The organism is Agrobacterium sp. YIC 4121, from assembly GCF_002008205.1.
Lineage (GTDB): Bacteria > Pseudomonadota > Alphaproteobacteria > Rhizobiales > Rhizobiaceae > Agrobacterium > Agrobacterium leguminum.
The window spans coordinates 55102-82027 of record NZ_MRDI01000027.1 but is presented as its reverse complement, the minus strand read 5'-3'; the positions used below and the strand labels follow the sequence as shown (position 1 = coordinate 82027).

General features: G+C 61.3%; 21 protein-coding genes. 12 read left to right on the top strand and 9 right to left on the bottom strand.

Features of this window, described 5'->3' with window-relative positions; genetic code table 11:
• Positions 1-248 precede the first annotated feature (248 nt).
• The 3 genes from BTE54_RS21980 to BTE54_RS21970 all read left to right on the top strand — a co-directional run bounded on the left by BTE54_RS21980 (position 249) and on the right by BTE54_RS21970 (position 4472).
• A complete protein-coding gene (locus tag BTE54_RS21980; RefSeq protein WP_065653947.1) occupies positions 249-2696 on the top strand; it encodes a penicillin-binding protein 1A in 2448 nt (815 codons plus the stop codon).
• Between the two features lie 98 nt (positions 2697-2794).
• Positions 2795-3926 (top strand): peptide chain release factor 2 gene (gene prfB, locus BTE54_RS21975; RefSeq protein WP_173999815.1). Its coding sequence is split into 2 segments (ribosomal slippage): positions 2795-2863 and positions 2865-3926, totalling 1131 coding nucleotides; the frame shifts between segments, so codons are not numbered across the junction.
• Positions 3927-4001: 75 nt separating this feature from the next.
• The gene (locus BTE54_RS21970) at positions 4002-4472 is read left to right on the top strand and encodes a cysteine hydrolase family protein (protein ID WP_078053988.1); all 471 of its coding nucleotides are present in this window, start codon (positions 4002-4004) and stop codon (positions 4470-4472) included.
• A 27-nt stretch (positions 4473-4499) separates the two neighbouring features.
• Here the strand turns inward: BTE54_RS21970 and BTE54_RS21965 are convergent, their stop codons facing one another.
• Together BTE54_RS21965 and BTE54_RS21960 are read right to left on the bottom strand one after the other, a co-directional pair.
• Positions 4500-5000 carry a hypothetical protein gene (locus BTE54_RS21965; protein WP_078054272.1) on the bottom strand — a complete coding sequence of 167 codons (501 nt, stop codon included), beginning with the start codon at positions 4998-5000 and terminating at the stop codon, positions 4500-4502.
• Positions 5001-5021: 21 nt separating this feature from the next.
• Entirely contained in the window at positions 5022-5795 is a 774-nt protein-coding gene (locus tag BTE54_RS21960) for an NAD kinase (protein ID WP_020810264.1), read from the bottom strand.
• A 304-nt stretch (positions 5796-6099) separates the two neighbouring features.
• Between BTE54_RS21960 and BTE54_RS21955 the strand changes: the two genes are divergently transcribed.
• Positions 6100-7017 (top strand): PhzF family phenazine biosynthesis protein, encoded by a 918-nt coding sequence (locus BTE54_RS21955; protein ID WP_065653944.1) that lies wholly within the window; start codon positions 6100-6102, stop codon positions 7015-7017.
• Between the two features lie 113 nt (positions 7018-7130).
• On the opposite strand, the gene BTE54_RS21950 is transcribed toward BTE54_RS21955, so the two are convergent.
• On the bottom strand, positions 7131-13484 hold the full coding sequence (locus BTE54_RS21950) for a hypothetical protein (protein ID WP_078053987.1): 6354 nt from the start codon (positions 13482-13484) through the stop codon (positions 7131-7133).
• A 479-nt stretch (positions 13485-13963) separates the two neighbouring features.
• Between BTE54_RS21950 and BTE54_RS21945 the strand changes: the two genes are divergently transcribed.
• Both BTE54_RS21945 and BTE54_RS21940 read left to right on the top strand, forming a co-directional pair.
• On the top strand, positions 13964-14332 hold the full coding sequence (locus BTE54_RS21945; RefSeq protein WP_020810827.1) for an Hpt domain-containing protein: 369 nt from the start codon (positions 13964-13966) through the stop codon (positions 14330-14332).
• 130 nt (positions 14333-14462) lie between these two features.
• Positions 14463-14783, top strand: coding sequence for a 2Fe-2S iron-sulfur cluster-binding protein (locus BTE54_RS21940; protein WP_003502527.1), 321 nt, complete (start codon positions 14463-14465; stop codon positions 14781-14783).
• Positions 14784-15086: 303 nt separating this feature from the next.
• Here BTE54_RS21940 and BTE54_RS21935 read toward each other — a convergent pair whose 3' ends face one another.
• The gene (locus BTE54_RS21935; RefSeq protein WP_078053986.1) at positions 15087-15713 is read right to left on the bottom strand and encodes a DUF922 domain-containing Zn-dependent protease; all 627 of its coding nucleotides are present in this window, start codon (positions 15711-15713) and stop codon (positions 15087-15089) included.
• Between the two features lie 179 nt (positions 15714-15892).
• Here BTE54_RS21935 and folP point away from each other — a divergent pair, with 179 nt between their 5' ends.
• From folP to folK, 3 genes are all read left to right on the top strand, one after another.
• The gene (folP, locus tag BTE54_RS21930) at positions 15893-16678 is read left to right on the top strand and encodes a dihydropteroate synthase (RefSeq protein ID WP_078053985.1); all 786 of its coding nucleotides are present in this window, start codon (positions 15893-15895) and stop codon (positions 16676-16678) included.
• Positions 16679-16756: 78 nt separating this feature from the next.
• Complete coding sequence (folB, locus tag BTE54_RS21925) at positions 16757-17122, top strand: dihydroneopterin aldolase (protein ID WP_003502532.1); 366 nt, start codon at positions 16757-16759, stop codon at positions 17120-17122.
• Complete coding sequence (folK, locus tag BTE54_RS21920) at positions 17106-17642, top strand: 2-amino-4-hydroxy-6-hydroxymethyldihydropteridine diphosphokinase (RefSeq protein WP_245316677.1); 537 nt, start codon at positions 17106-17108, stop codon at positions 17640-17642. The genes folB and folK overlap by 17 nt, the downstream gene beginning before the upstream one ends.
• Positions 17643-17656: 14 nt before the next feature.
• Here the strand turns inward: folK and BTE54_RS21915 are convergent, their stop codons facing one another.
• From BTE54_RS21915 to BTE54_RS21900, 4 genes are all read right to left on the bottom strand, one after another.
• Positions 17657-18217: a hypothetical protein gene (locus BTE54_RS21915; RefSeq protein WP_003521427.1), complete on the bottom strand. Its 561-nt coding sequence runs from the start codon at positions 18215-18217 to the stop codon at positions 17657-17659.
• A 129-nt stretch (positions 18218-18346) separates the two neighbouring features.
• On the bottom strand, positions 18347-19426 hold the full coding sequence (locus tag BTE54_RS21910; protein WP_078053984.1) for a YcjF family protein: 1080 nt from the start codon (positions 19424-19426) through the stop codon (positions 18347-18349).
• Positions 19423-20901, bottom strand: a complete 1479-nt coding sequence (locus BTE54_RS21905) for a YcjX family protein (RefSeq protein ID WP_078053983.1) — start codon at positions 20899-20901, stop codon at positions 19423-19425. Before BTE54_RS21905 ends, BTE54_RS21910 begins: the two co-directional genes overlap by 4 nt.
• 129 nt (positions 20902-21030) lie before the next feature.
• A complete protein-coding gene (locus BTE54_RS21900) occupies positions 21031-21507 on the bottom strand; it encodes a histidine phosphatase family protein (RefSeq protein WP_059753198.1) in 477 nt (158 codons plus the stop codon).
• Between the two features lie 302 nt (positions 21508-21809).
• Here BTE54_RS21900 and dksA point away from each other — a divergent pair, with 302 nt between their 5' ends.
• Positions 21810-22229 carry an RNA polymerase-binding protein DksA gene (gene dksA / locus BTE54_RS21895; RefSeq protein ID WP_003496274.1) on the top strand — a complete coding sequence of 140 codons (420 nt, stop codon included), beginning with the start codon at positions 21810-21812 and terminating at the stop codon, positions 22227-22229.
• 109 nt (positions 22230-22338) lie between these two features.
• Here dksA and BTE54_RS21890 read toward each other — a convergent pair whose 3' ends face one another.
• Positions 22339-23595: a flagellar biosynthetic protein FliO gene (locus tag BTE54_RS21890; protein ID WP_198939205.1), complete on the bottom strand. Its 1257-nt coding sequence runs from the start codon at positions 23593-23595 to the stop codon at positions 22339-22341.
• 235 nt (positions 23596-23830) lie between these two features.
• On the opposite strand from BTE54_RS21890, the gene BTE54_RS21885 reads away from it, so the two are divergent.
• Together BTE54_RS21885 and BTE54_RS21880 are read left to right on the top strand one after the other, a co-directional pair.
• The gene (locus tag BTE54_RS21885) at positions 23831-24109 is read left to right on the top strand and encodes a hypothetical protein (RefSeq protein ID WP_078053981.1); all 279 of its coding nucleotides are present in this window, start codon (positions 23831-23833) and stop codon (positions 24107-24109) included.
• Between the two features lie 174 nt (positions 24110-24283).
• Positions 24284-26869: a PAS domain-containing sensor histidine kinase gene (locus BTE54_RS21880; protein WP_078053980.1), complete on the top strand. Its 2586-nt coding sequence runs from the start codon at positions 24284-24286 to the stop codon at positions 26867-26869.
• Positions 26870-26926 lie beyond the last annotated feature (57 nt).

The window sequence follows — 26926 nt, the reverse complement described above, 5'->3', positions numbered from 1 at the left end:
GACGATTACGAAGGCGAAGCCCTATTTTACTCACATTCGCCGCGTTACTCGGAAAGCGGATTCGGTGGCGATCCGCAAAGCGTCCGCAGCGCGATTGCGGGCCTACCGCCCGGTAACATATCAGCGAATGCTGCCGTATCCGGCTTGTCATCGAAGGTATGGTGTGCAAAACGGCACGCGATATGCAAGGATGCGCCCGTAAATCGTCGGGCGTTGATGGTTACGATTCGAATTATCGGTAGCTTGGTATGATCAGACTGATTGGATATTTTTTCGGCTTGGCCAGCGTGCTCTTCCTGTGCGCCGCCGCCGCCGGTGCGATTTATTTGCACGGCGTGACGAAGGACCTGCCGGATTACGCAGTTTTGAGCACCTATGAGCCGCCGGTGACGACCCGCGTGCATGCCGGCAACGGCGCGCTGATGGCGGAATATGCGCATGAAAAACGCCTGTTCCTGCCGATCCAGGCCATTCCCGACCGGGTGAAGGCTGCTTTCCTTTCGGCGGAAGACAAGAATTTCTACAACCATCCGGGTGTGGATGTCTTCGGCCTCGGCCGCGCGATTCTCGTCAATATCCAGAATTTTGGCTCCGGCCGCCGTCCGGTCGGCGCCTCCACCATCACCCAGCAGGTGGCGAAGAACTTTCTGCTCACCAACGACCAGACCATCGACCGCAAGCTCAAGGAAGCCATTCTGTCCTTCCGCATCGAGCAGACCTACTCCAAGGACAAGATTCTCGAGCTTTATCTCAACGAGATTTTCTTCGGCCTGAATTCCTACGGCATTGCCGGCGCGGCGCTCACCTATTTCAACAAATCGGTGACGGAACTGACGATTGCGGAAACCGCCTATCTCGCATCGCTACCGAAGGGTCCGGCCAACTACCATCCCATCCGCCGCGAAAAGGCGGCTCTTGAGCGTCGCGACTGGGTGATCGACCGCATGGCCGAAAATGGCTACATCACGGTCGCCGACGCCACGGACGCCAAAAAGCAGCCGCTTGGCGTCAATCTGCGTCGCGGTGGCGCGCATATCTTCGCGTCTGACTACTTCGCGGAGGAAGTCCGCCGCCAGATCGTCGAGAAATACGGCGAGGAAGCGCTTCTCGAAGGCGGGCTCTCGGTCCGCACCTCTTTCGATCCGCAGATCCAGATGGAAGCCCGCAAGGCGCTTCAGGACGGTCTGGTGCAATATGATGAGCGTCGCGGTTTCCGCGGACCCGTCGAAAAGATCGAGACTGCGGGGGACTGGACGGCGGCGCTCGCCAAGGTCAAGGGCCTGCGCGACGTTCCGGAATGGAAAGTCGCTGTGGTCCTCGCTGTCGCTGCCGATGGCGTCGACATCGGCGTGCAGCCGGACACGGAAACGGAAGATGGCGACAAGCGCACGCGCGGCCACATCTCCGCTGAAAACATGCGCTGGGCTTTCCGCGATGCGACCGGCAAGAAGGCGACCGCCAAGTCTCCGGTTGGCGTCCTCTCCGCCGGTGACGTGGTTTATGCGCAGCCGCTTTCCAATTCCGGTAACGAGTATCGCCTGCGCCAGCCGCCGAAAGTGCAGGGCGGCATGGTGGTGATGGACCCGCATACCGGCCGTGTTCTGGCCATGGTCGGCGGTTTCTCCTATGCGCAGTCGGAATTCAACCGCTCGACACAGGCGATGCGCCAGCCGGGCTCCTCCTTCAAGCCGTTCATCTACGCGGCGGCACTCGATAATGGCTATACGCCGGCGTCGGTCATTCTCGATGCGCCGATCGAGGTCGTTTCCGGCAATCAGGTCTGGAAGCCGCAGAATTACGGCGGCGGTTCCGCCGGCCCGTCGACCCTGCGTCTCGGTATCGAGAAATCCCGTAACCTCATGACGGTGCGTCTGGCGCAGGATATGGGCATGAATCTGGTTGCGGAATATGCCGAACGCTTCGGTATCTACGACAAGATGCCGCCGCTTCTGTCCATGTCGCTGGGTTCCGGTGAAACGACGGTGATGCGCATGGTCTCGGCCTATTCGGTCATCGCCAATGGCGGCAAGCAGATCAAGCCGACACTGATCGACCGCATTCAGGACCGTTACGGCAAGACGATCTTCCGGCATGAGGAGCGCGCCTGCGAAGGCTGCAACGCCACCAGCTGGCAGAACCAGGATGAGCCCGTCATCGTCGACAATCGCGAACAGGTTCTCGACCCGATGACCGCCTATCAGACGACCTCGATGCTGGAAGGCGTCGTGCAGCGCGGCACGGCGGCGGGCAAGATCAAGGTCGATCTGCCGGTTGCCGGCAAGACGGGCACCACCAACGATGAAAAGGATGCCTGGTTCGTCGGTTACACGCCGGACATGGTCGCCGGCCTCTATATCGGTTTCGATTCGCCGGCGCCCCTCGGCCGTGGCGGCACCGGCGGCTCGCTGTCGGCGCCGATATTCGGTGAGTTCATCTCCGATGCGGCCAAGCACATGGAGCCAAGCAAGTTCATCGTACCTGCCGGCATGAATTTCGTCGCCGTCAACCGCAAGACCGGCATGGCGGCGGTCGAGGGCGAGCCCGACACCATCATGGAAGCCTTCAAGCCCGGCACGGGTCCTGCTTCCACCTTCTCTGTCATCGGCGATGACGGATACATGTCGCAGGAAGACATTCTCAAGACCTCACCGCAGGCGCAGCAGGCCATCACCGGCGGTGGCGGCGGTCTTTATTGATATCACTCCTGACGTTTGGCGGGGGCGCGGGTCTTTACATCCGCGCCCCCCGCATTTATTTGAGCAACGAGTTTCAATGAAGGTGAAGAACCAGCGAAATGCGCAATGAAATCGTGAACGTAGTCGACGAAATCAAGCAGGCCATAAGCCTGCTGAGGAGGCATCTTTGACTGGGACCAGGCGATAAGACGACTGGACTGGTTGAATAACAAGGCAGAGGACCCGACCCTCTGGAACGATGCCACTGAAGCCCAGAAGCTGATGCGCGAACGCCAGCAGCTGGACGACAGCATCAATGGCGTCAAGGCGCTCGAGCAGCAGCTCAAGGACAATATCGAGCTGATCGAACTCGGCGAGATGGAAGGTGATGACGAGATCGTCAAGGACGCCGAAGACGCATTGAAGGCGTTGAAGAGCGAGGCGAACCGCCGTCAGGTGGAAGCCATGCTGTCAGGCGAAGCCGATACCAACGATACCTATCTCGAAGTGCATTCCGGCGCCGGCGGCACCGAAAGTCAGGACTGGGCGAACATGCTTCTGCGCATGTATACCCGCTGGGCCGACCGCGAAGGTTTCAAGGTCGAGGTGCTCGAAGTTCACGACGGCGAAGAAGCCGGCATCAAGTCCGCGACGATCCTCGTCAAGGGCCACAATGCCTTCGGCTGGCTGAAGACGGAATCGGGCGTACATCGCCTCGTGCGTATTTCGCCCTATGACAGCAATGCGCGTCGCCACACATCGTTCTCTTCCGTCTGGGTTTACCCCGTCGTCGACGATTCGATCCAGATCGACATCAACGAGAGCGATTGCCGCATCGATACCTATCGTTCGTCCGGCGCAGGCGGCCAGCACGTCAACACCACCGACTCGGCGGTGCGTATCACGCATATTCCGACCGGTATTGCCGTTGCCTGCCAGCAGGAGCGTTCCCAGCACAAGAACCGCGCCAAGGCGTGGGACATGCTGCGCGCCCGCCTCTACGAGGTGGAGCTGCAGAAGCGGGAAGAGGCGGCCAATGCGCAGGCCGCATCCAAGACCGATATCGGCTGGGGCCACCAGATCCGTTCCTACGTTCTGCAGCCCTATCAGCTGGTGAAGGACCTGCGCACGGGCGTGGAAAGCACCGCACCCAGCAACGTGCTGGACGGCGATCTGAACGAGTTCATGGAAGCGGCCCTCGCGCATCGCATCAGCGGCGGCGCGGATGTGGAAGTCGCGGATATCGACTGACGCGCCAAGTGCGTTGGTTGAAAAAGATTACCCCTCGCAAACCCATTGCGAGGGGTTTTTCGTTGGAGGACAAGCATGAAACAGGCGCTCTATATCGTTGACGTCCAGCCAAGCTTCAATCCGCCGGCTGCGCTGGTGGCGGAAATATCCGCTCTCGCCCTGACAATGCCCAGCATCGCCACCGTCGAGCGCCATGACGAAAGCGTAACACCCTTCGAGCGGCAACTCGGCTGGAAACCGGGCAGGGACGACGAGTCGCTTGTTGCGGCAGATCGCGTTTTCATCAAACACGGTTATGCGCCACCCCGGGAGGTCATCGAGCATCTCCTGTCGCTGAAACTCGACAGGGTGCTGGTCTGCGGCATTCAGGCCGATACCTGCGTGCTGGCCGCCGGTTTTGCGCTCTTCGATGCGGGGCTGCATCCCACGCTGTTGCCGTGGCTTACGGTGGGCTCCAGTCTCGACCGCAGCGGTGAACTCGGTGCGAGATTGTGGAAACATCATTTCGGTGCGGTTCTTGCCGGGCCGGAGGCGCTGCAAGCGTAAACTTGCCCGACACGCGCATCGGGCCGATCAGTTGGACGCTTTCTCGATCTTCATCTCGCCCAGCTCGTCGATCAGGATCGTCCAGCTTTCCGCTTCCTTGGCTATCGGGTCCGTCTTCAGGTAGACGGTCACGAACAGGCCGGGCGAGGCGGGTGCGCCATTCGAGCTTTCGGGACGAATATCCGTGACATAGGACTTCATCTGGCTGAATTCTTCCAGCTCGATGTTTTCCAGGAGATTCGGCCCATCGGCGGTAAAGACGATTCGCTGCAGGTAGATTTTCGCCGTGCCGTCACCCTGGCGGATGGCGATGACCTTGTAATAGCCGCGCGTGGGCGAGGCAGGCGGCGGCCGCAGCTGTCCGTCTGGGCCTTTCACCGGTTCAAGATTGCGATCTTCCCACATGCCGCTGCTGACGACGAAGATTGCCGAAACCGGCAGCGCGTCAATCGCTTCCGTCTGCGCCCGCGCGGGAAGCACGGCGACGGCGAAAAGAAAGGCAGCGAGGATAGGTCTTGTCAGTTGCATGGCCATTGTCGATTGTGGGCGTCAATTGTTGAACTGTTCGGCGAGAACCCGGTCCGACCATGAACGATCCGGATCCGAGAGAATTCTGGCCGTCCTGTCCTGCGATTGTGCGATCCGAACGTGACGAACGGATTTCACCTCGGTGTGGTCGGCCACCGCATTCACCGGGCGCTTGTCCCGTTCGAGAACATGAATATCGACCGTTACCTTATTCGGCAAAAGCGCGCCGCGCCAGCGCCGCGGCCGGAAAGCGCTGACCGGGGTGAGCGCAAGCAGCGGCGATTCCAGCGGCAGGATGGGTCCATGGGCGGAGAAATTGTAGGCTGTCGACCCTGCCGGGGTCGCCACCATCATGCCGTCGCAGATCAATTCTTCCAGCCGCACCTTGCCGTCCACCTCCACACGAAGCTTGGCTGCCTGATGCGACTGGCGAAACAGGCTGACCTCGTTCATGGCAAGTGCCGTGAATTCGTCGCCGTCGGAATCCGTCGTCGTCATGCGCAGGGGATGGAAATCGTTGCCGCTCGCCACCGCGATGCGCTCCAGCAGGCCGTCCACCCGGTAGTCATTCATCAGGAAGCCGACGGACCCCCGGTTCATGCCATAGACCCGCTTGCCGGAATTCATCGTCTCGTTGAGAATCTGCAGCATGAAGCCGTCGCCGCCGAGCGCGACAATCACTTCCGCCTCTTCGAACGGCGTATCGCCGTAAATGCCTTTCAGCTCTTTCAGCGCCGTCTGGGCCTCCTCGGTTGCCGAGGCGACGAAGGACAGTGAATAGGTAGAATGCGACATCCGCTTCCCTCGACAACGGCGCAGACCGGAAACCGTCCACGCAAGGCGCTGTAACCTGTTGAAGCGGCTCGAAATCTTTAAACCTCAACAGGAAGGTCGATAACAAGCCGCCAGACGCACCCTTGGTACATGAAGACGGCGGCTGGCGACAAGGCCTTTCGAAGACGCAGGCGTTCCCTGATGGCGGAACGCACCGCTCCGGTCCACAGCTTCTTGATTTGCGCCCGCCGACAAGGGTTGCGATGCGGGACGGCCTGATGCAGTTTGCCAGGGCAGTCGGAATGACGAGTGGCAGGAGACGGATGTGGCGCTGAACTACGATATCTACGATGTCTTTACCGAGACGAAAATGGCGGGAAACCCGCTGGCGGTCATGTATGACGCCGATGATCTTCCCCAGGCCACGATGCAGGCGATTGCGCGGGAAATGAACCTCTCCGAGACGGTTTTCGTCAACCGGTCCAGCAATCCGGCCCATGCGGCTTCGCTGCGCATCTTCACGCCATCGGGTGAATTGCCCTTCGCCGGCCATCCGACAGTCGGTGCGGCGGTGGCCATCGCCGAGCGAAATCGCGGCGAGGGCGATGACGATATCGATATGGTCTGCGTGCTGGAAGAGCAGGTGGGTCCGGTGCGTTGCGCGGTGAAGATGCGTGCCGGCGCGGTCAGCTTCGCGGAATTCGACCTGCCGCGCAAATCGTCCCGCGTGGAACTACCGCTCGATCATACCGCGCTTGCCGATGCGTTGGGCGTCAGCGAGGCGCATCTCGGCTTTGAAAACCATGTGCCGTCGATCTGGACGGCCGGGGTGCCGTTCCTCATCGTACCGCTGCACAATATCGCCGCCATCAGGGACATGGATTTCGATGCCAATCTTTGGCTGCGCACGGCGCCGCTGGTGGAAGGACGCCTGACGGCGGCCTATATCTACTGTCGCGGCGGCGTCAATCACGCTGCGAAGTTCCACGCCCGCATGTTCTCTCCGGATATGGGCATTTCGGAAGACCCCGCCACCGGTTCCGCCGCCGCTGCCCTTTCCGGTGCCATCCACCATTTCGATGGCCTGACTGATGGCCATTATCCTCTGCTGATCGAGCAGGGCGTGGAGATGGAACGACCGTCCCATATCCACCTGCGTATGGACGTCAAGGACGGCGAAATCGCCCGCGCCCGCATCGGCGGCCACGCGGTGCGCGTTGCTTCGGGCACGTTCGAGATTTGATTTCAGCGTCACCCGCTCAGTTCGCTGTCTTCGAGGAGCGATGAAACAGCGAGCAGAGCCAAAAGAAAAACCCCGGTCTTGACCGGGGTTTTGTCATTTCAGCGTCACTCGGCTCAGTTGAACCGGCCCGCCGCATGGGCAAGCATCGTATAGACCTTGCCGGTATCGGAGGTGAGGTAGGACTGTGTCACGGTCCGGTCGCGGTCGGTGCGGGCCACGTCGGCAAGCAGCTTCTCGAAATCGGTAATGTAGCGGTCCACGGCGGTGCGGAATTCCGCTTCCCGCTCATATTTGCGCTTGATTTCGTCGAAGGTGGTCTGACCCTTCAGCGTATAGAGGCGACGGGTGAAGACGTCGCGCTCGCCGCGCTGGTAGCGCCGCCACAACTCCACGGAGGCGTCGTGATCGATGGCGCGGGCGATATCGACCGAGAGCGAGTTCAGCGATTCCACCATGTGGCGTGGATTGCGGGTGTCGGCCGCACGGGTCGGCTGCTGTTCCGCGCCGGCGCGTGGTGCGGATGCCGCTGGCGTTTCCTGCGATGCGCCGCGCAGCAAATCGCTGATCCAGCCGCCGCCTTCGTCGCGGCGTCCGGCCGGAGCACCCGGCTGAGCCGGGGCAGGCGCCTGACGGTTCTCGACCTGACGGTTCTCAAGCGGCAGGGTACCGCGCAATGCGGCCGGTGCGGGAGCGGGCTGCGGCTGAGCCGGGCGCTGCTGCTGAACCGGAGCCGGAGCTGCCGGCTGAGGACGCGTTTCGACACGGCGCTCGGCCGCTGGCTGGGTTGCGGCGATGGCGCGGGCAACCGGTTCGGAGACTTCCATCTGGTGGGTCGAACGACCAACGAGCTGGGAAATATCCTGCAGGGCCTTGATCTGTTCGGAAACGGCGCGACGCATGGCGGCAGCGCTTTCCTTGGCTTCTTCCGGCAGGTCGAAGGCGCCGCGCTTCAGTTCCGCACGGGTCGCATCTAGTTCGCGGCGGATATCGTGGCTCGAGCGGCGGATTTCGTCCGTCGCGCCGGCGAAGCGGCTCACCGCTTCTTCCACGGCCTGACGCAGCGTCTCTTTGAGGCTGGCTGCGGCGGCATTCGATTTTTCCGAGGCGCTGCCGAGAAGATTGTCGACTTCCGAAAGTGAGGATTCGACACCGCCACGCAGGCGATTGACCAGCTCGTCGGAATATTTCTGCGCGTCGGACAGCGTGCTTTCAATCGAGCGGCTGGCATCCTGACCGGCGGAGAGCAGGGCGCCCCGCATGGTCTGTGCCGCCGAACGGGCGCGCTGTTCGGTTTCATCGAGCGAGCGACCGATATCGGAGAAGGAGGCCTGCAGATTGTCGCGCAGATTGCCGGCGACGTTCTGCGAGCGCTCCTCGGCCTCGTTGAGCGTGGTTTCCACCACGCCGATGACGTTGCGCATGGCGCTTTCGATTTCCTCGGAACGCTTGACGAGGCCGACGGACAGGCTGCGCAGCGCGTCCTGGCGCTCTTCCAGCGTGCCGACGAGGCTCGACTGTGCGGCATTCAGGAGCTCGGAAGCCTGGCTCAGCACCTTCGAATGTTCCTCGAAACGGCCGACGATGCCGGCAACCTGCGCCAGCGTCTGGCCGGAAATATTCGACAGGCGGTCGATCTTTCCTTCGAGCAGACGGCTGGAGCTGGACACCATGTCGGCGGCCTGCGAGGCGGATTCGGAGAAGCGCGTCGCCGAGGCGTTCAATGCCTCGTCTGCCGCGCCGAAGCCCTGTGCGGCGCGCTCGACAGCGGAGTTGAAGTTGGTTGCCGACTGTTCGACGATCTCCGCCATGCTGTTATGGGTCTGCGACAGCATATCCGTGCTCTGGCGGGTGGCGGCCACCAGCTTGTTGGCCGCATCGCTGCCGGCGCGGGCATATTTGTCGATGCCCTGTTCGACGGCGTCCGCCATGGCCGTATGCGTTTCGGACAGCATGTCGGTGCTCTGGCGGGTCGCGGCGACGAGCTTGCTTGCCGCATCCGTTCCGGCAGCGGCATAATCGCTGATCGCCTGTTCCACCATGCCGACCATGCCGCTGTTGCTCTGCGACAGAAGGTCCGCGCTCTGCTGGGCTGCGGAAACGATCTTTTCGGCGGCTTCGCGGCCGATGGTGGCATATTCGTCGACGACAGGCTTGGCTTTCTCTTCGATCAGGCGCGAAAGCTCGGCGGAGCGGCTGGCCAGCATCGAGTTGAGTTCGCGGGTGCGGTTGTCCAGCGCCGAGCGGATGGATTCGCCGCGTGCGTCGAGGGCGGATTCGACACTGGTGAGTGTCTCGGAAATGACGCCGACCTGAGAGCGAACGACGGCTTCAGCCTCGGCAACCTTGTTGACGATGATGTTGCCGGCCTCGGAGAAGGTCTGGGCGACGGCGGCGGCCTGACCGGAGAGACGGGTCTGGGCATCCGAAATGCGGTTGACGATCTCGCCGGAGCGTTCCTCGATGGCCTTGGTGAAGGCTTCGTTCTGCGCCTGCACCTGTTCTGCGAATTCCGAACCGGACTTGGCGAGAATGGAGGTGGAGCGCACGGCTTCTTCGCCGATGCTCTGGGTGGCGGAGGTGACCGCGCCGCGCAGGCTGACGGCGAGATCGCTCGCCTTGCCTTCAATGGTGCGGTTGACGTTTTCAAGACCGATGGTCAACGCCCGGTCCATGGTGCCGAGGCGTTCATCGATACGGGCCGTGCCGGTATCGAAGGTTTCTGCCAGGCGGCTGGTCCGGTTTTCGAACGTGTCTGCGACACGTGTGGTCTGTTCGTCCAGAATGCCCGTGATACGCTCGGCCGCCTCGTCGCTGGCGCGGGCGAACACGGCCGTCTTGTCTTCCAGCGCTTCGGCAAAGCGGCGGCCGGCGTCCTCGATCGAGGTGTTTACATTGGCCAGATCGCCGCCGACGCGAGCCTGCAGCGTATCGAGCGAGGTCTCGATACGGGCGCCGGTCTCGTCGAGACGGGTGGTGACATTGCCGATGGAGGTCTCGATTTTCGAGGACAGGGCATCCGTCGCACCGCCGATTTCGCGGGCAGCCTCGCCGATCTTGACGGCGATGTCGCCGGCGCTGTTGCGCAGGCGCTCTTCCAGCGTCTGCGCACTGCCGTCGATCGCCTTCTGCAGCGCTTCCTGCTGGGTTTCGAGAGACAGTTCGAGCATGCTGGCGCTGGAGGCGACCGTGGTGCCGATCATCATCGCCTGTTCGGAGAGCATGTCGCCCATCTGGGTCGTGGCGGAGCTGAGCGTCGCGGCAAGATCTGCCTGGCGCTGATCGAGCGCGGTGCGAATATCCTCATGCGATTGCGACAGATTGCTTTCGAGGCGGGACACACCTTCTTCCACCGTCTGGGCAAAACGGGTGCTGCCGTCTTCAACGACGCTTTCGATGCGGTTGGCCGCACCCGAGACGCTCTGCTCGATCAGGCCGCTATTGCGCTCCAGCGATCCGGCAATGCGTTCAGCCTGCGAACCGAGCATGGTTTCGAGCCGCTCGTGGCCGCTGGCAAGCGCGTTTTCAAGCGTGAATGCGGTGGCTTCTAGGCGCTGGCCGACGCCGGCCGCCGCAAGCGAAAGCGACGATGCTCTGGCATCCATGGCCTCGGCAATACGGTCCTCGACGCCGGAAATCGCCATGTCGAGCGCCATGGTGCGGCTGTCGAGCGCGTCCGCGATGCGCTCCTCCGCACCGGAGACGATGCCCGAGAGGGCCGCAGTACGGCTGTCAAGCGCGCCGGCAATGCGGTCTTCGACACCGGAAACGGCATTCTGCAGCGCTGTGGTGCGACCGTCGAGAATATCGGCGATCTTTTCCTCGACACCGGAGAAGCTCATATCGAGCGCCATGGTGCGGCTGTCGAGCACATCGGTGATGCGCTCTTCCGCGCCGGAAACGACGGTCTTCAGCGACTCGGTTCGGCTGTCGAGCGCCCCGGCAATACGGGTCTCGGCGCCGGCAACCAGCTCGCCAAGGGCTGCGGTGCGGGTGTCGAGCGCTTCGGCGATTTTTTCTTCCGCGCCGGAGAATGCCATGTCGAGCGCCATGGTACGGCTGTCGAGCGCATCGGCGATGCGTTCTTCAGCACCGGAGACAACGGCGTTGAGGGCTGCGGTGCGGCCATCCAGCGTTTCCGCGATGCGGGTTTCAGCACCGGCGACCACGTCTCCGAAGGTGGCCGTGCGGCTGTCGAGCGCGCCGGCAATCTTTTCCTCAGCACTTGCGACAATGCCGGTGAGGGCAGAGGTGCGGTTGTCGAGCGTCTCGGAAAGTCTTTCCTCGACATTGGCAAAGGTCATGTCGAGCGACAGCGTGCGGCTGTCCATCGTGTCGGCAATACGTTCCTCGACGCCGGAAATGGCGCTGGAAAGCGCGGCCGTGCGGCCGTCAAGCGTATCGGCGATACGGCTCTCCGCGCCGGAGACGACGTCGTGCAGGGCGGCCGTGCGGCTTTCCAGCGTGTCGGAAATGCGGTCCTCGATGCCGGAAACCGCGCCGGTGATGGCCGCTGCCCGGGTTTCGAGCGTTTCGGCAAGACGGCGCTCGACATCGGCGACGACGCTATTGATCGCGGCGGCACGTTCGTCGAGCATGGCGGCGAGACGTTCGGCCGTGCCGGAGACGGAGCCGGTAATCGCCATCGAACGGCTGGCGAGTGCTTCGTCGAAACGGTTCTGGCTGGCCGAAAGCGCGCCGAACAGGGCATTGCTGCGTTCGGCCAGCACGGCGTCGATCTTCTCGTGCGAACTGGTGAAGGCATCGGTGATTTCGGCGGTACGCTGGCCGATTGCGTCGCTGAAGGCCTGTGTCCGGCTTTCAAGGGCGCTTTCCAGCATTTCCTGACCCGTACCGAGCGCGGTTGCGAGCGCCAGCGATTGATCGGTCATGGTGGTGCCGATGCGCTCCAGACCGGCGCTCAGCATGGTGTCGAGCGCTTCGGAGCCGCCGGCAACGGTTTCGTTGATGCGGGCGAGGCTTTCCATCAGCTTGCTGTCGAGGCTGCCGGCGCGCTGGTCGAAGGCGCTGGCGAACTGCGCGACATGCTCGTCGAAGGCGGAGTTGACCTGGCCGACCGTCGCCTGCATGCGCTCTTCGTAGAGGCCGGAGCGAAGGTCGAGATCCATGATCGCATCGTCCGCCGTGCTCTGCAGGCTCTGGCGGAAGGAGAGGCCCTTTTCTTCAAGCGTCGTGGACAGCTTGTCGAGAACGGTATCCAGCGAACCGCCGATGATCTGCTGGCCGCGGTCGATATTGCGGTTGAGTTCGAGCGTGCGCGTGGACAGCGTCTCGTTGAGCTGGCGGGTGCGCTCTTCAAGCGCGCTGTTGAGGCTTTCCGCACCGCTATCCAGCGTCGATGCATGGATTGCGAAACGCTCGAGCAGAACTTCACCGCGCTCATCCAGCGTCGAGGTGAGGTTGTGCAGGCGCATGTCGAATTCATTGGACAGCGTCGCGCCGGAGGAATTCAGCGCCTGAAGCAGATTTTCGGTCTTGGCGGCGATCAGGCTGCCCATCGCTTCGGTCGAGGCGCGCGATTTTTCCAAAAGCGCGGCCGAGCGGGTGTCGATCATCGAGGCGAAGGCCTCGCCGGTCGTGGCGATCCGCATCGAAAGCTCTTCACCGACGATGGAAAGCTCTTCCTTGATCTGTTCCTGCGCACCGACGATGGAGGAGCGGATACGCTCGGCGTGATTGACGATGGCGTCACGCTCGGCGGTCAGTTCCTGCACGAGGCTGCGCACGCGCAGTTCGTTGTCGGCATAGCTGCGCTCAAGCGCGTTGACCTCGGAATGCACGAGGGTCTCGAGTTCCGTCGCGCGGGCGATCGTGCGCTCGATACCGTCATTCATGGCCGAGACTTCACGGCGAACCGCCTGGCCGACGGACATGATGCGATCGGACGCGACCGTTTCCGGCTCGGCAAGGCGAAGGGCGACTTCGGCCATGGAGCGGGCGGCGTTGCGCAGATCGCGGGCGCGCGCCATCATGATCGCAAAGGCGAAGAACAGCATGATGGGAAGGAGGATGCCGACGACGATAGCCATCAGGCCGGGGATCGCGGTGAGATCGGCCAGTGAAGCGATGTTCCACAGCGCGTTGCCATAAAGAAGATGAGCGATGCCAAGACCGCCGAGCGCCCAGATGACCGACATGATCGTGGCGTTGCGCAGCGCGCCGCCGATGGAGCCGCCTTCCAGCGATTTCAGGATCATGGCCGGGCTGCGCTTGGAGCCGTCATTGGCCGCTTCGAGATTGGGCGATCTGGGCGTCTGTTCGGCAGGCGCGCGGGCGGCCTCGGGAGCAGGGGTCGGTCTGCTTGCTTCCTTCAATCTGGCCTCCGGCTGCTTCGGCGCTGCAGTTTTCCGCGTCTCCGGCTTTTCTTCGAAAGCACCAAGCTGCAGGGCATCTTCCAACGCCTGAAATGCAGTCTCGTCGACAGAGTCGCTGATCTTGTTATTCGCCATGCGGTTACGCCTCGTTACACATACGCCCGGCTTCATGCCGTTGACCACTTGCGTTCCGCAAGCGGACTGCCGCCATCATGCCAGCGGAACATTATCCCTTGAAGAGAGAACAATTCCGCCATTTACCAAATCCCGAATTGCTGGTGGTCCAGCTTTCGGGCGAAATTACATCACTGTGCCGCAATAACAAAGCTTGAGCTTAAGCCTCGTGGGAACGGCAGTACCGTAGTGACACATTTAGGTGTTCGAAACAATTAATGCGGATTTGCGGCGGTGGCGAAGTGTCGGCTTTTTAACAGTTTTTAAACCTCAGTTTCACGCTGAACGCCTTGTTTCGCATAAGTTTAACATAAATTAACCATAGCAGAAGATTTTCGCCTGCGTCACGCCGTAATTTAAGCCGATAGCAGCGGCCCGGATGCGTGAATACGACACAGATGTGACACGAAACAGGAAACGGCGAGACAGGAATTTCAGCCATGGCAGCGGTCAGTATTGCTTTCGAAGCTCCCGACAATTGCGGCGGTGCGCCCGCCGCCGGTAAAAAACCGATCGATTTCGATCATCTCGCCCGGCAGACGATGGGCGACAAGGATCTGGAGATCGAAGTGCTGCAACTCTTCAGCCGCAACGCCCGCGCCGCTCTGCATGAAATGGCAGGCGCCGACGACAAGGCTGTCATGGCGACGGCCCATCGTTTGAAGGGGTCTGCGCAGGCCGTCGGCGCCTCGGCCGTCTCCGCGGCCGCAGCCGTGGTGGAGGACAAGGGCAATGACAGCGCGGCGATCGCAAAACTCGCGGCGACCATCGTCGAGGCCGAAAATTTCATCCTCAAGCTCTGCCGCTGAGGCGTAACGCATCAAATTTGGCATTTTGCAAGGCCGGTTGCGTCTGTGCGCCCTTGAAGCGGGTTGCCAAGGCGGACCGGCCTTTCTATGTGTTTAGAACAGTTCTTAGATCACATTTTGGATTTCCGGCATGACAAAACTGACCATCGTTGCCTTTGATGGCACGCCCCATGAACTCGACGTGAGCAACGGCTCCACCGTCATGGAGAATGCGGTGCGCAACTCCATTCCCGGCATCGATGCGGAATGCGGCGGCGCCTGTGCCTGTGCGACCTGTCATGTCTATGTCGACGACGCCTGGGCCGAGCGCGTCGGCGGCCCGGAACCGATGGAAGAAGATATGCTGGACTTCGCCTTTGACGTGCGCCCCACCTCGCGCCTTTCCTGTCAGATCAAGATGAACGATGAGCTCGATGGTCTCGTCGTTCATGTTCCCGAACGTCAGGGCTGACATCTTTCGTCATTGCTAAACGCAGAAAAAGCCCCGCTCACCTGGTAGCGGGGAGCGGGGCGAGGCGGGTACGCAGCATGCAGGCGAGGGAGGAAACACCTGCGAGCCCTCAAGTGCGCACCGGGAGAACCGGAGACGGCTGGAGCCCTCAAGCCGCTTGGCCGAATGGTCCGATACCGTACGAAGAACGTACAATGAGTCTTGGCGACGGCACCATCACGAGAATTCACGGGTGATATCGGACATGACGTAACGTCATGTCCGCGCTTGATGTTAAGGGAATGAGATGGGGTGTAAGACCGCTCAGCGGCGGTTCTGGCCCTGCTCGAGCCGGTTCTTCAAAAGCCGTGTCATGCGGGCATCGAAATTTTTCGACTCCACCACATCGAAGCGCATCTGATCGCGGTCGTGCTCGTCCATCACCGCCTGGGTGATCTTGCCGACCATTTCCTGCAGCGTCTCGCAGCTTTTCTGCGGGCGAAGCGACGTCAGCTGTCTTTCAAGCGAGCGGGCGTGGGTGCGGGCGATTTCCGCGTGGCGCTCCTCGTGGCGCTTGATATCGGCAAGCAGCGTATCCCAGATGAAGGCCAGTTCCGCCGTGGTGCGGCGGCGGTTTTTCCATTGCGGCAGGAGAATGCGGGTATTCAGCACCACTTTGGCCGTACCGACGCTGCAAAGGCCGTTTTTCTCGACATAGGTGAGCTCGCCGCCGAATTTGATTTCGGTGGCGCCTGGATGGCGCGCGCCGGTATTGCGCGTCAGCGGGCCGTGCCTGGAAAGCTGCTGGTCGAGGTCGGCGGCGGTTTTGCCGCTGATCGAAAAATAGGAATAGGTCTTGCGGACGATGGTTTCGGAAAAAGCCGATCCGGGTAGGGAAAGTGCCACCGCGGCCGCTAAAGCGGCGCAAAGAGCACGTGATGATTTGGTCATGACCCGGCCTTCCGGTTGAACTTGAAAAAGGTTTGCTGCATAGGCGGAGCGGAACTTATAAGAATTGGCATAACACTCCGTTATTCCCGAAAGGCGCGTGTTACGTGATAACAGCCGGCAGCAACGCGTGGCAAGCGGCCCATGGCCGCTCCCTGAAACTTGATGGGCGTGGCCGTATTATGGCCATCGTCAATGCAACCCCCGATTCCTTTTCCGATGGCGGCCGTTATCTCGCCGTCGATGCGGCTTTTTCCCATGCGCTGACCTGTGTGGAAGAGGGCGCTGACATCATCGATATCGGCGGCGAATCCACCCGGCCGGGAGCGGCTGCGGTAACGGAAGCCGAAGAACAGGACCGGGTGCTTCCCGTCATCGAAAAATTGCGCCGCGAGACGGATGTGCTGATTTCCGTCGATACCTATCGCGCCTCGACAGCGCGACTGGCGGTCGGGGCAGGCGCACATATCGTCAATGATGTCTTCGGCCTGCAGAAAGACCCGGATATGGCCGGTGTGGTCGCCGCCACCCGCGCCGGCGTGTGCATCATGCATACCGGCCGCGACCGGCAGAAGCTTGCGGATGTCATCGCCGACCAGTTCGAATTCCTCAATCGCTCGCTGGAGATCGCCGAGGATGCGGGTATTGCCCGCGACGCCGTCGTGCTCGATCCCGGTTTTGGTTTCGCCAAGGACGAGAGCGAAAATGTCGCGCTCATGGCGCGTTTCGGCGAACTTGCCGCCTTCGGCCTGCCGGTTCTCGCCGGTACGTCGCGCAAGCGTTTCATCGGGTCGCTGACGGGCCGGGATGCGGCCCATGAACGCGATATCGGAACGGCTGCGACAACCGCGATCCTGCGGCTTGCCGGCGCTTCGATTTTTCGCGTGCACAATGTCGCCGCAACCCGCGATGCGCTGGCAATCGCCGATGCGGTTCTTGCCAAAACGTCGGCAAAGGCCGATGCGTAGATCAACGAGTGCCGGAATGCCGTGTCCGGAAGGTGGCGCGGCTTTTTGGCGAAACAGTCCTGCCATGGAGGCGATGCGATGAGCCGCTATACCATCATCCTGAAAAACTGTTCTTTTTTCGCCCGTCATGGCCTTCTCGAGCAGGAGGAGGTGCTGGGCCAGCGCTTTTTCGTCGATGCCGAGATGGAAGTTGAGGCGGGTGATGCGCTGGAAACCGACGATATCGAAAACACCGTCGATTATGGCGTGGCGTTCGCCGTCATCGAAAAAATCGTCGTCGGCCAACGCCGTTATCTCATCGAGGCGCTGGCGAACGACATCGCCAAGGCGCTTCGCGCCCGTTATCCGCAGATCGTCTGGCTCAGGATAACGGTACGCAAACCTTCGGCACCGGTTCCGGGCATTCTCGATTATGCGCAGGTGAGCGTTGAACACCGTGCCTGAAAAATTGACCGTCGCCGCCTTGGGGCTCGGCGGCAATATCGGCGATCCTGCCGCAGCCATGTCAAGGGCGCTCCGCGAACTCGATGCGCGTGACGATTGCCGCCTGCTGGCCGTTTCCGACCTTTACCGCACGCCGCCCTGGGGTAAGACGGATCAGGCGGATTTTTTCAATTGCTGCGCCTTGGTCGAAACCTCGCTTTCAGCGCCTGCGCTGCTGCAATTATGCCTCGACATTGAAAAGGGTATGAAGCGGGTGCGCACGGAGCGCTGGGGGCCGCGCACCATCGATATCGATGTGCTGACCTATGGGAATGAATCTCTCGTAACGGAAAGCATCGAAGTGCCGCATCCGCGCATGACGGAGCGCGCTTTCGTGTTGATGCCGCTTGCCGATATCGCGCCCGACCTTGAGGTAAAAGGCAAGCCCGTGCGGGAATGGCTTCAGCAGGCGGACAAGACCGGCATTGTCAGCGCAAACGAAAAACGGGAGTGGTGGACACTCCCGCTTGGCGATGGCTGAGAAGAGTATGGCTTTTACGGCTTGATCGAACCAACGGCGAGCTGGTCGATATCGCGCGCCAGCGTCACGCCGATGACCGGGATCATCTGGTCGGCGACCTTTACCGAAATGGTGATGTTCATCGAATTGTCGTTCGAGACGCGGGCGACCATTGCACCGTTGAGCTTGGCGCGGTTGATGCCGACGACGACCTTGTCGCCGCTAACCTGTCCGGAGGTGATGTCCAGTCCCTTGCCTTCAGCACCGTCGAGGAATTTGCCCTCGTAAGAGTTGCCCTTCTGGCTGATGACGGCAGACATGGGCTGGCTGAAGACGCCGACGCGGCAGGTGCCGCCGAGCTTGATGCCGGTCTGCTTGTCGTCGAGTGGCTCGCCGGTCAGATCGCAGGTGAACTTCGTGCCCTTGTATTTGCCAGCGACGATTTCGCCCGGGCCTTTCCACACACCGGCCACGGAGCGGAAGAACACGTCGTCGCGATCGCGCGATGCGGCATGGACGTCAGACATGCCGAAACCGCCGCTGACGGATAATATGGCGGCAAGTCCGCCCACAAGCGAAAAGAAGCGCGAATACATGATACTTTCCCCGGCGAAGATGCCTGTTCGATAGGCTGCAATCTACCGGCGGAATGGTTAATGCTTGGTTTATTTCGCTCTCATTTGCGGCTTCGTTCGTAACCTTTTGAACCGCCCAGGCCCGGGTAATCAGGCTTTTTCACCGGTTTTTCCACCGCTTAAATCGGGTGTGAGGTCGGACATGAAATCGCCGATCCCCGGCCGCTTCACCGCCCTGAACGGCAGCGGACGGCACAGATCCATCGCGGCAATGCCGATTCGCGCCGTCATCAGGCCGTTGATGACGCCTTCGCCGAGTCGCGCCGAGAGTTTCGAGGCAAGACCGTGGCCGAGAACCTGCTGGGCGAGCCCGTCGCCAACGGCGATCGAGCCCGTGACGGCAAGATGGGCGACGACATCGCGCAGCAGCTTCAGCATGCCGAGTGTGCCGGGACGGCCGCCATAAAGCTCCGCCATGGCGCGCACCAGCCGCGTCACTTCAAACAGCACATAAGCGAGATCGACCACCGCGCGCGGGCTGACGGCGGTGACGACTGAGACGCGCTTGGACGAATTGAGAATGAGGGCGCGGGCCTGCCTGTCGAGCGGAACGAGCAACTCACGTTCGGCAAGCTCGATCAGATGCGGGCCGTCGATCACATCGTTTTCCGTTTCCTTCAGCGCCGCACGCCCCTTGGCCGTTTCGGCCCTGTGGGAGAGAACGGCATTCAGGCGGGTGACGATGGCGCGTGCGGGTTTCGGGCTCTTGTCGAGGCTCGCCGTCTCGGCATCGGCCTTCAAGGATTGCACGGCGTTAAGCCGCATGATGCCGAAGACTTCCCGGCCGACGAGAACGAGAACGGCGAAAAGCGCCACAATAAGAGCGATAGTGGCCGTGTAACCCAGCCAGTCGGAACGGGAAAACAGGTTGCGGATGAGCTGATCCGCCCAGAGCCCGAAGGCGAGCGAGAACAGGACGCCAAGCGCGCCGAGCGCAAGTTTGCCGAAGGAGAAGCGGCTTTTCTTCGGAGACGCCACCGGCAGCGCGGCGGCATCGATCTCCTCAGGCGCCAGAAACGGATCGTCCTCGTCGGGCGTCAGCGAAATCTCGGCGTCGAAGCTGCGCGGCGCGCGTTTCTGTGCGGCGGACGGTCGTGCCGTCTCTTCGGTTTCAAGCGTGAAAGCGGCCGGGCGGCGCGCCTGCGGATCGTTTTGTGTGGGAAGCTTCATGCGAGCTTGTCTCCGAACAGGAACTGCATGGCGCGGTCGAGCCTGATATGGGGAACGGAAAGGCGGATGCCGCCGCCGCCCGGCTCGTCTATATTCGGCGGGCGGAAGCGCACGACATTGACGTCCGGCAGCGACGCCTTGTCGCCATCCCTGTCGATGCTGCGGAAAAGCGGTTCCGGATCCTCGGGCAGATCGCCGGGAAAGATCGCCGTCTTGCGATTGCCGTCGAAGGTCTCGCCATTGATGGTTTCACCGGCCATGGGCGTGCCGACGATAACGGGCAGCTCGTGGCCATCCTGTCGCACGCTCGCCTCTCTGGTGGCGCGCACGGAAGCGAGCGCCATGACCTCGATGCCGGCGCCATTCATGCCGATGGTGGTGATGGCGCGGTCCACCAGACGGCGGGTCAGGCGCTCCAGCCGGTCGTGGCTTTCGTGATGCAGGTGATCGGCCTTGGTGGCGGCAATCAGCACCTTGTCGATACGCCTGCCAATTAGCGACGACAGCAGACTGTTGGTGCCGGGGCGGAAACAGGCAAGGACATCGCCCAGCGCCCGCTCCAGATCCTGCACGGCTTCAGGGCCGCGATTGACCGCCTGCAGCGTGTCGATCAGAACGATCTGCCGGTCGAGGCGGGCGAAATGCTCGCGGAAGAAGGGTTTGACCACAATCGACTTGTAGGCGTCATAGCGCCGTTCCATCATGGCGCGCAGCGAGCCTTTCGGCGCTTTCTCATCCGTCAGGGCGGGAAGCGGTGCGAAGGTCAGCGCGGGCGACCCTTCCAGATCGCCGGGCATCAGGAAACGGCCGGGCGGCAGGGTGGAAAGCGATCTTTCATCGGATTTGCAGGCCTTCAGATAGGCTGCGAAACTTTCGGCCAGACGTCGGGCCGTCATCTCGTCGGCCGGTGCGTTGATATCGAGCGAAGAGGCGATCGCCAGCCATTCCTGCGCCAGTTCGGCGCGGATGCCGCTTCCGGCAAGGGCGACGGTCGCGTCGCTGAACTGTTTATAGTCCTGCGACAGAAGCGGCAGGTCGAGCAGCCATTCGCCGGGATAATCGACAATATCGATGGAGAGCTTACCGGCCGAAAACCATCGGCCCCAGCCGCTGGCGCTCTGATAATCCAGCGTTATCCTGAGTTCCGAGATCGCCCGTGTCGAATCCGGCCACAGCCGGTCGCGCACCAGCGCCTGAATATGATCCTCATATTGAAAACGCGGAATGGCGTCATCCGGCTGCGGCTCCAGCCGCACATTCGAGACACGTCCGGACCGCATCGCCTCGAACAGCGGCAGCCGGCCGCCGTTCAGGAGATTGTGGACGAGGGAAGAGATGAAAACCGTCTTGCCCGCCCGCGAAAGGCCGGTGACGCCAAGCCGCAATGTCGGGTGGGTGAGGTTGCTCGCACGGTCGGCCAGATTATCGAATGCGATAAGCGCGCTGTCTGTCAGGGACGTAAGAGAAGGCGGCAATGGCAGTTTCCTGGCTGTGTTTAACGGTCACGGCTGCAATATAGGAAGGTATGGCTGCCCAAAAAAGAAGCGCTCCAGCGGATTTTCAGCAGGGCGGCTTTGCAAAATTCGTAGGAAGGGCCGCAGCGATTATTTGCCCGGCGCGAGAAAATCGACCAGCCGCCAGCTGTTTTTACCGTTTGCGGCGCTGTCATCATGGTCGAGAACCGCAAGGCCCGATGTCGGAAAACCCGAGGGCAGGGCGGCATGCAGCAAATCTTCGCCGATCATCGCTTCCAGCGTCGCCTCCATGGTGGGGTTGTGGCCCACCAGCATCACCGATTGCGCCTGCGCCTGCGCGGCGATGAGGGAGAGGTAGGTTTCGCTGCGCGCATTATACATTTCATCGACGTAGAAGATGTCTATGCCTTCGTTGAACGCCCGCTGCCAGGCCTGCGTGGTCTGCCGGCAACGCGCAGCCGTGGATGACAGAAGCAGATCGGGGCGGTAATGCCGGTCGGCGGCAAGGTCGGCGATGACCTCCGCCTCGGCAAAACCCGCTTCGTTCAATCCCCGGTCGAAATCCCGTTCTCCCGGCGCCGCCCAGGCAGCCTTGGCGTGGCGCAGAAGATAAACTCGGCTCGGGGAAGATGCTGTCAAGGGCGGGGACCGGCGTTCGAATGTCAGGGCACGGGTTGAATGCTACAGGATAGGGTTGCAGGACCGCAAGTCCTCTTTCCTGTTGGTAAGTCGCGTTGAAGTGATTGAAGAAGAGTTCGTTTCAATACGAATAAAGGATAAAAATTAGTCATTTAGATGATTTTTGTGTCAGTTTTAAAAATGCCTGAAAACTGATCTGCAGACTTGAATCGGCCACTATCATTGGAGTATACACCGCCGCATTGAGATGTTCTTCGAGGAGAATCGCGTTGAGTGAGAAGATCGATCTTAGCAAATATGTGCTCTCGGAAGACGATGAGTTCATGAATGCCAGCCAGCGGGCTTACTTCCGCGCGAAGCTGGTCGCCTGGAAAAATGACATCCTGAGAGAAGCGCGCGAGACCCTCGGACATCTCGCCGAAGAAAGCGCCAACCACCCCGATCTCGCCGATCGGGCTTCTTCCGAAACGGACCGGGCGATCGAACTTCGCGCCCGCGACCGTCAGCGCAAGCTGATTTCCAAGATCGATGCGGCTCTTCAGCGGATCGAAGACGGTACTTACGGTTACTGTGAGGAAACGGGCGAGCCTATCGGCCTCAAGCGTCTGGACGCCCGCCCGATTGCAACGCTTTCCATCGAGGCGCAGGAACGCCACGAGCGTCGCGAAAAAGTCTATCGCGACGAATAAGGCGCTGCGGCCGAGAGGTCGGCAAATCACATGACAAATAATAAGGGCACGGAAATCGTTTCCGTGCCCTTATTCTATTTCTAATTTCTTGTCGGAAGACCCGCGCGCGTCAGCGGTCGCGGGTCACGGAAAGCTCTCCGAAAATACGCGCCATTTCCTTCTGCATGTCTCCATCCGGTGAAGCGCCGGTGACAGGCGGGGAAGCTGGCTGCGGCTTGATCTGCTTTTCCGCGACAGGGGCGATGGACGGTTCGTTATCCGCCTCCTTGCTCTTGGCGATCTCCGCCTCAAGGAAGCTTTCGAAATCACTGGCGAGCTCGTCGGAAAATTTCGGCTCGGCGTCGTTCGAAGCCACAGCCGGATTTTCAGGCTTGGGCGGGAAAGGTGCGGGCGGCGTTGTCTGTCCCGGCTTCAGGTCGGGAAGAACGCGCTCCCGTGCGGCGTCGAGAAAATCGGCGGCGATGGATTGGTCGATCACCGGCTCGCGCGCGGCAAAGACCGGCGGAGCGAATTCCGCAGTCCGTTCTTCCGCCTTTGCCTCTAACGGCGCCTGTGCAGGGATCGGCGGTGCGACCGGTGCCGGAGCCGGAGCGGGCACGACGGGCTCGGCACGCCTGGGTTCCGTTCGGGCCGCAGCCATATCGAGCGATGCCGCCGCCAGGGGCAAGACCGCAGCGACCGGAGCCGCTGCAACCGGTATTGGCGGTGGCGTGGGGCGCGCTATCTCCCGCTCGGGTGCCGCCTGTCTTGCCGGCGGCGCGGTTTCGCGCGCCGTAGAAGGCGTGGGTACGGGTTGCGGCGGGGTCGATGGGCGTGGCGGAACCTGAGCGGCGGCCGCCGCAATGGGTGCTGGACGCGGGGACGCCACAGGTGCCGGCGGCTCCGGCCGCTGTGCTTGCTTGACGGGTTCTTCAGGCACGGAAACGGGAGCCGCAGCTGCAACGGGCTGCTGTTGCGGCAGGGCGGAGCGACGCTCCTGCTGGATCGCGGACTCGGCTCTCTTCTGCTCGCTTTCCTGGCGCGGCAGCGCCTTCAATTCCGGCTCCTGCACGTCCCTGACAATGGGGATCGCGCCTATACCGCTTTCGATGACGATATCCGTTGGGCCGCCGATCATGACGAGATGCTCGACATTGTCACGGCGCACCAGCACCAGACGGCGGCGTGCGTCCACGGCCGTTGCATCGAGAACCTGCAGTCGCGGCTGCCGGTTGCGCCCGCCCCGGATGAAAGGGGCAGAACCGCTGCGCCTGCGCAGAAGCCACAGCGCAATCGCCAGAACAAGCAGGGCCACACCCACACCGACAACCGCGACGATGAGACGGTTTCCATAAGCGCCGATAAAATCTTCCATCATGGAGATCATCCCTTCAGATTTTTTGGCTTTTTCGTTTCTTGGGCAATTAATATTGCCGTGGTTCTTATAAAGTGAACGTCAAGCAGGAAAAGACGATTTTTTTGGGCGCGATACAAGGTTTATTCATTTCGCCCCACAGGATTGCCGCCTCAACCGTAACGACGCCACCAAAGCGCCATATCTCGTCCTTCAATGCTGAAAGACAGTGAAAGTTGCAATTCTTTTGCCGAAGGAGCGTTCCGGAATGTTCCAGTCATTGCGCATTAACGGCTCCCCCGCACGGCATTTGATGCGTGTTGTTTTGCTGTTGCCACCGTTTTTCGCGTTTCCGTATTCGATGGCCTGGGCCGAAGACAAGGTGTTGGACAACGCCGCGACCATGGCGGAGTTCGTGCGCGACAATCCTTCCTGCGTCGACTTCACGGACGGATGCTCGGTTTGCACTGTCGCTGACGGCAAGATCGTCTGTTCCGCGCCGCGCATTCAATGTCAGGTGAAGGAGCTGACCTGTACAAGGCCGTAGTCTTTTAAGGCATTTATACACCTTTCAGGCCGTTTTCGCTGTGCGTTTTTAAGCCTTTGTGTCCTGGCGGAGCTTTTTGCCGGTCAAGCGAGTTGCTACAAGAAATTTTACTGCCCGATTCCGTCAGGGAGATGGGGCTGACCGAATGACGACCTGCACGACTGCGAGGCCAAGATGACACGGGTGCGCGAGACAAGCGACAACGACCTTCCGCTGGTGGACAGGCGCGCCCGTTCCGGCACGGTCTTGCGCATTCTGCTTCTGGCGCTGGTTCTGATCGCCGCCGCTGCCGCCTTCGTCTATTTCAAGGATTCGCTCGAAAACGAAATCGTGCTCGGCATTCTCGGCGTGCTGGCCATGATGGGCATCTTCTTTCTGGTCTCATCGATCATCGGTTTCATCGAGGTCATGCCGCAGTCGCAATCCGACGGGCTTGCCCGCCGGTTTCTCTCTGCTCACCCTGAAGGCACGCTGATCACCGACGCCAAGGGGCATATGGTCTATGCCAATGCCACCTATTGCCGGATGAGCGGCACCACCAAGGCGAGCGATATCCAGAGCCTCGAAACGCTTCTGTCGCGCAGTCGGGAATCAACCGAAGCGCTTTACCGGCTCATCAACGTGCTGCGCGAAGGCCGCGACGGTTACGAAGAGTTCCGGCTGCTGAAGCCGCTGGGTGAGGATTCCAATGCAGGCCCGCACTGGTACAGGCTGAAGGGCCGGGTGCTGAAGGATGCGGGCGGCGAGGGGCTGCACGTCTTCCAGATCGCCGACATCACGCCGGAGCGCGAGGATCAGGAGCGCTTCTTCCGCGAATTGCAGAATGCCATCGATTACCTCGATCACGCCCCGGCCGGTTTCTTTTCCGCCGGGCGCAAGGGCGAGATCGTTTATCTGAACGCCACCCTGTCGGAATGGCTCGGCATCGATCTGGCGCAGTTCTCACCCGGTTCTATGACCGTTTCCGATATCGTCGCCGGCGAGGGCATGGCGCTGATCGAATCGGTGCATCCGCAGGGCACGGCGAAGCGCACTGAAATCCTCGATCTCGACATGCGACGGGTGAACGGCCAGAGCATGCCGGCCCGCCTCGTGCATCAGGTCACCTCGAAGGATGGCGCGCCCGGCGAGAGCCGCACCATCGTCCTGATGCGCCCAAAGGGGCAGGAGGATACGGAATCCTCCTCCGCCATGCGTTTCACCCGCTTTTTCAACAACACGCCGATGGCGATTGCCTCGCTCGACGGCGAAGGCCGCATCCTGCGCATCAACGCGCCCTTCCTGAAATTGTTCTCCGGCGTTGTCGGACGCGACGATATCGATCGCGGCGTCGCGCTTGAGACCGTGCTTCATGACAATGAGAAGCCGCGACTGGAACAGGCGCTGGCCGAAGCCAAGGACCGTCAGGGCGATATCGCGCCCTTCGATTCCCGCCATCCGAGCGATGAGGGCCGGCATTTCCGCTTCTATGTCAACGCCGTGATCGATCAGGACGACGAGGCGCCGGAAGAGGTGGCTATCGTCTATGCCATAGAGGTGACCGAGCAGAAGGCGCTCGAGACCCAGATGGCGCAGACGCAGAAGATGAATGCCGTTGGTACGCTCGCAGGCGGCATCGCCCACGATTTCAATAACGTTCTTACCGCCATCCTGCTGTCGTCGGACCACCTGCTGCTACAGGCGCGGCCTGCCGATCCGAGCTTCGCCGACCTCATGGAGATCAAGCGCAACGCCAACCGCGCGGCCGTGCTGGTGCGCCAGCTTCTGGCGTTCTCGCGCAAGCAGACCATGCGTCCTGCCATCCTCAACCTGACGGATGTGATCGGCGATCTGCGCATGCTGGTGGACAGGCTTATTTCCGGCACCAATGTCAAGCTGGAGGTCGATTACGGCCGCGATCTGTGGCCGGTAAAGACGGATCTGTCGCAATTCGAGCAGGTGCTCATCAATCTCTGCGTCAATGCACGCGACGCCATGCCCGACGGCGGTAAGATCACCATCAGGACGCGCAACGTCGACGCGAAGGAAATCGCAGCGCTTGGCCGTCCGGAATTCCCGGCCGAGGACATGGTGATGGTGGAAGTTGCCGATAATGGCACGGGTATTCCGCCCGAGATCATGGACAAGATTTTCGAGCCCTTCTTCACCACCAAGGAAGTCGGCAAGGGCACCGGCCTTGGCCTGTCGATGGTCTATGGCATCGTCAAACAGTCGGGCGGTTATATCTATCCTGAATCGGAAGTGGGCAAGGGAACCGCCTTCCGTATCTACCTGCCGCGCCATGTGGTGGAGGCCGTTCAGAGCAACGGGCAGCCCGGCGAGGCGGCGCTTGCTCCGGTCATCGCAGCCGAACCGGTGAAGGAAGAGCCGCTGGATCTCACCGGCAAATCCGCTGTCGTGCTTCTGGTGGAGGACGAGGAAGCGGTGCGGCGCGGCGGCAAGCGCATGCTGGAAACCCGCGGCTACACCGTGCATGAGGCCGGCTCCGGCACCGAAGCCCTGGAGGTGATGGAGGAGCTGGAAGGCAAGGTCGACATCGTCGTTTCCGACGTCGTGATGCCGGAAATGGACGGTCCGTCGCTGCTGAGGGAACTGCGAAAGTCCTATCCGGACCTGAAATTCATCTTCGTTTCGGGTTATGCCGAGGATGCTTTCGCAAAGAACCTGCCGGCGGACGCCAAGTTCGGTTTTCTGCCCAAACCCTTCTCGCTCAAGCAGCTCGCCATCGCCGTTCGCGAAATGCTCGACGACAAGGAATAAGTCGGGCGGCGGCGAACCGGATTCGGACTGCGCCGCGACCTGTCGCATCCATTGCAT

Excerpts from the sequence above, each read along its gene's own strand:
- BTE54_RS21915 (WP_003521427.1), bottom strand. The coding sequence starts at position 18,217 with ATGTATTCGCGCTTCTTTTCGCTTGTGGGCGGACTTGCCGCCATATTA.
- BTE54_RS21980 (WP_065653947.1), top strand. The coding sequence starts at position 249 with ATGATCAGACTGATTGGATATTTTTTCGGCTTGGCCAGCGTGCTCTTC.
- BTE54_RS21880 (WP_078053980.1), top strand. The coding sequence starts at position 24,284 with ATGACACGGGTGCGCGAGACAAGCGACAACGACCTTCCGCTGGTGGAC.
- folP (WP_078053985.1), top strand. The coding sequence starts at position 15,893 with ATGGCCATCGTCAATGCAACCCCCGATTCCTTTTCCGATGGCGGCCGT.
- BTE54_RS21885 (WP_078053981.1), top strand. The coding sequence starts at position 23,831 with ATGTTCCAGTCATTGCGCATTAACGGCTCCCCCGCACGGCATTTGATG.
- BTE54_RS21940 (WP_003502527.1), top strand. The coding sequence starts at position 14,463 with ATGACAAAACTGACCATCGTTGCCTTTGATGGCACGCCCCATGAACTC.
- BTE54_RS21910 (WP_078053984.1), bottom strand. The coding sequence starts at position 19,426 with ATGAAGCTTCCCACACAAAACGATCCGCAGGCGCGCCGCCCGGCCGCT.
- BTE54_RS21960 (WP_020810264.1), bottom strand. The coding sequence starts at position 5,795 with ATGTCGCATTCTACCTATTCACTGTCCTTCGTCGCCTCGGCAACCGAG.
- BTE54_RS21950 (WP_078053987.1), bottom strand. The coding sequence starts at position 13,484 with ATGGCGAATAACAAGATCAGCGACTCTGTCGACGAGACTGCATTTCAG.
- folB (WP_003502532.1), top strand. The coding sequence starts at position 16,757 with ATGAGCCGCTATACCATCATCCTGAAAAACTGTTCTTTTTTCGCCCGT.
- BTE54_RS21945 (WP_020810827.1), top strand. The coding sequence starts at position 13,964 with ATGGCAGCGGTCAGTATTGCTTTCGAAGCTCCCGACAATTGCGGCGGT.
- BTE54_RS21890 (WP_198939205.1), bottom strand. The coding sequence starts at position 23,595 with ATGATCTCCATGATGGAAGATTTTATCGGCGCTTATGGAAACCGTCTC.
- BTE54_RS21965 (WP_078054272.1), bottom strand. The coding sequence starts at position 5,000 with ATGCAACTGACAAGACCTATCCTCGCTGCCTTTCTTTTCGCCGTCGCC.
- BTE54_RS21970 (WP_078053988.1), top strand. The coding sequence starts at position 4,002 with ATGAAACAGGCGCTCTATATCGTTGACGTCCAGCCAAGCTTCAATCCG.
- BTE54_RS21935 (WP_078053986.1), bottom strand. The coding sequence starts at position 15,713 with ATGACCAAATCATCACGTGCTCTTTGCGCCGCTTTAGCGGCCGCGGTG.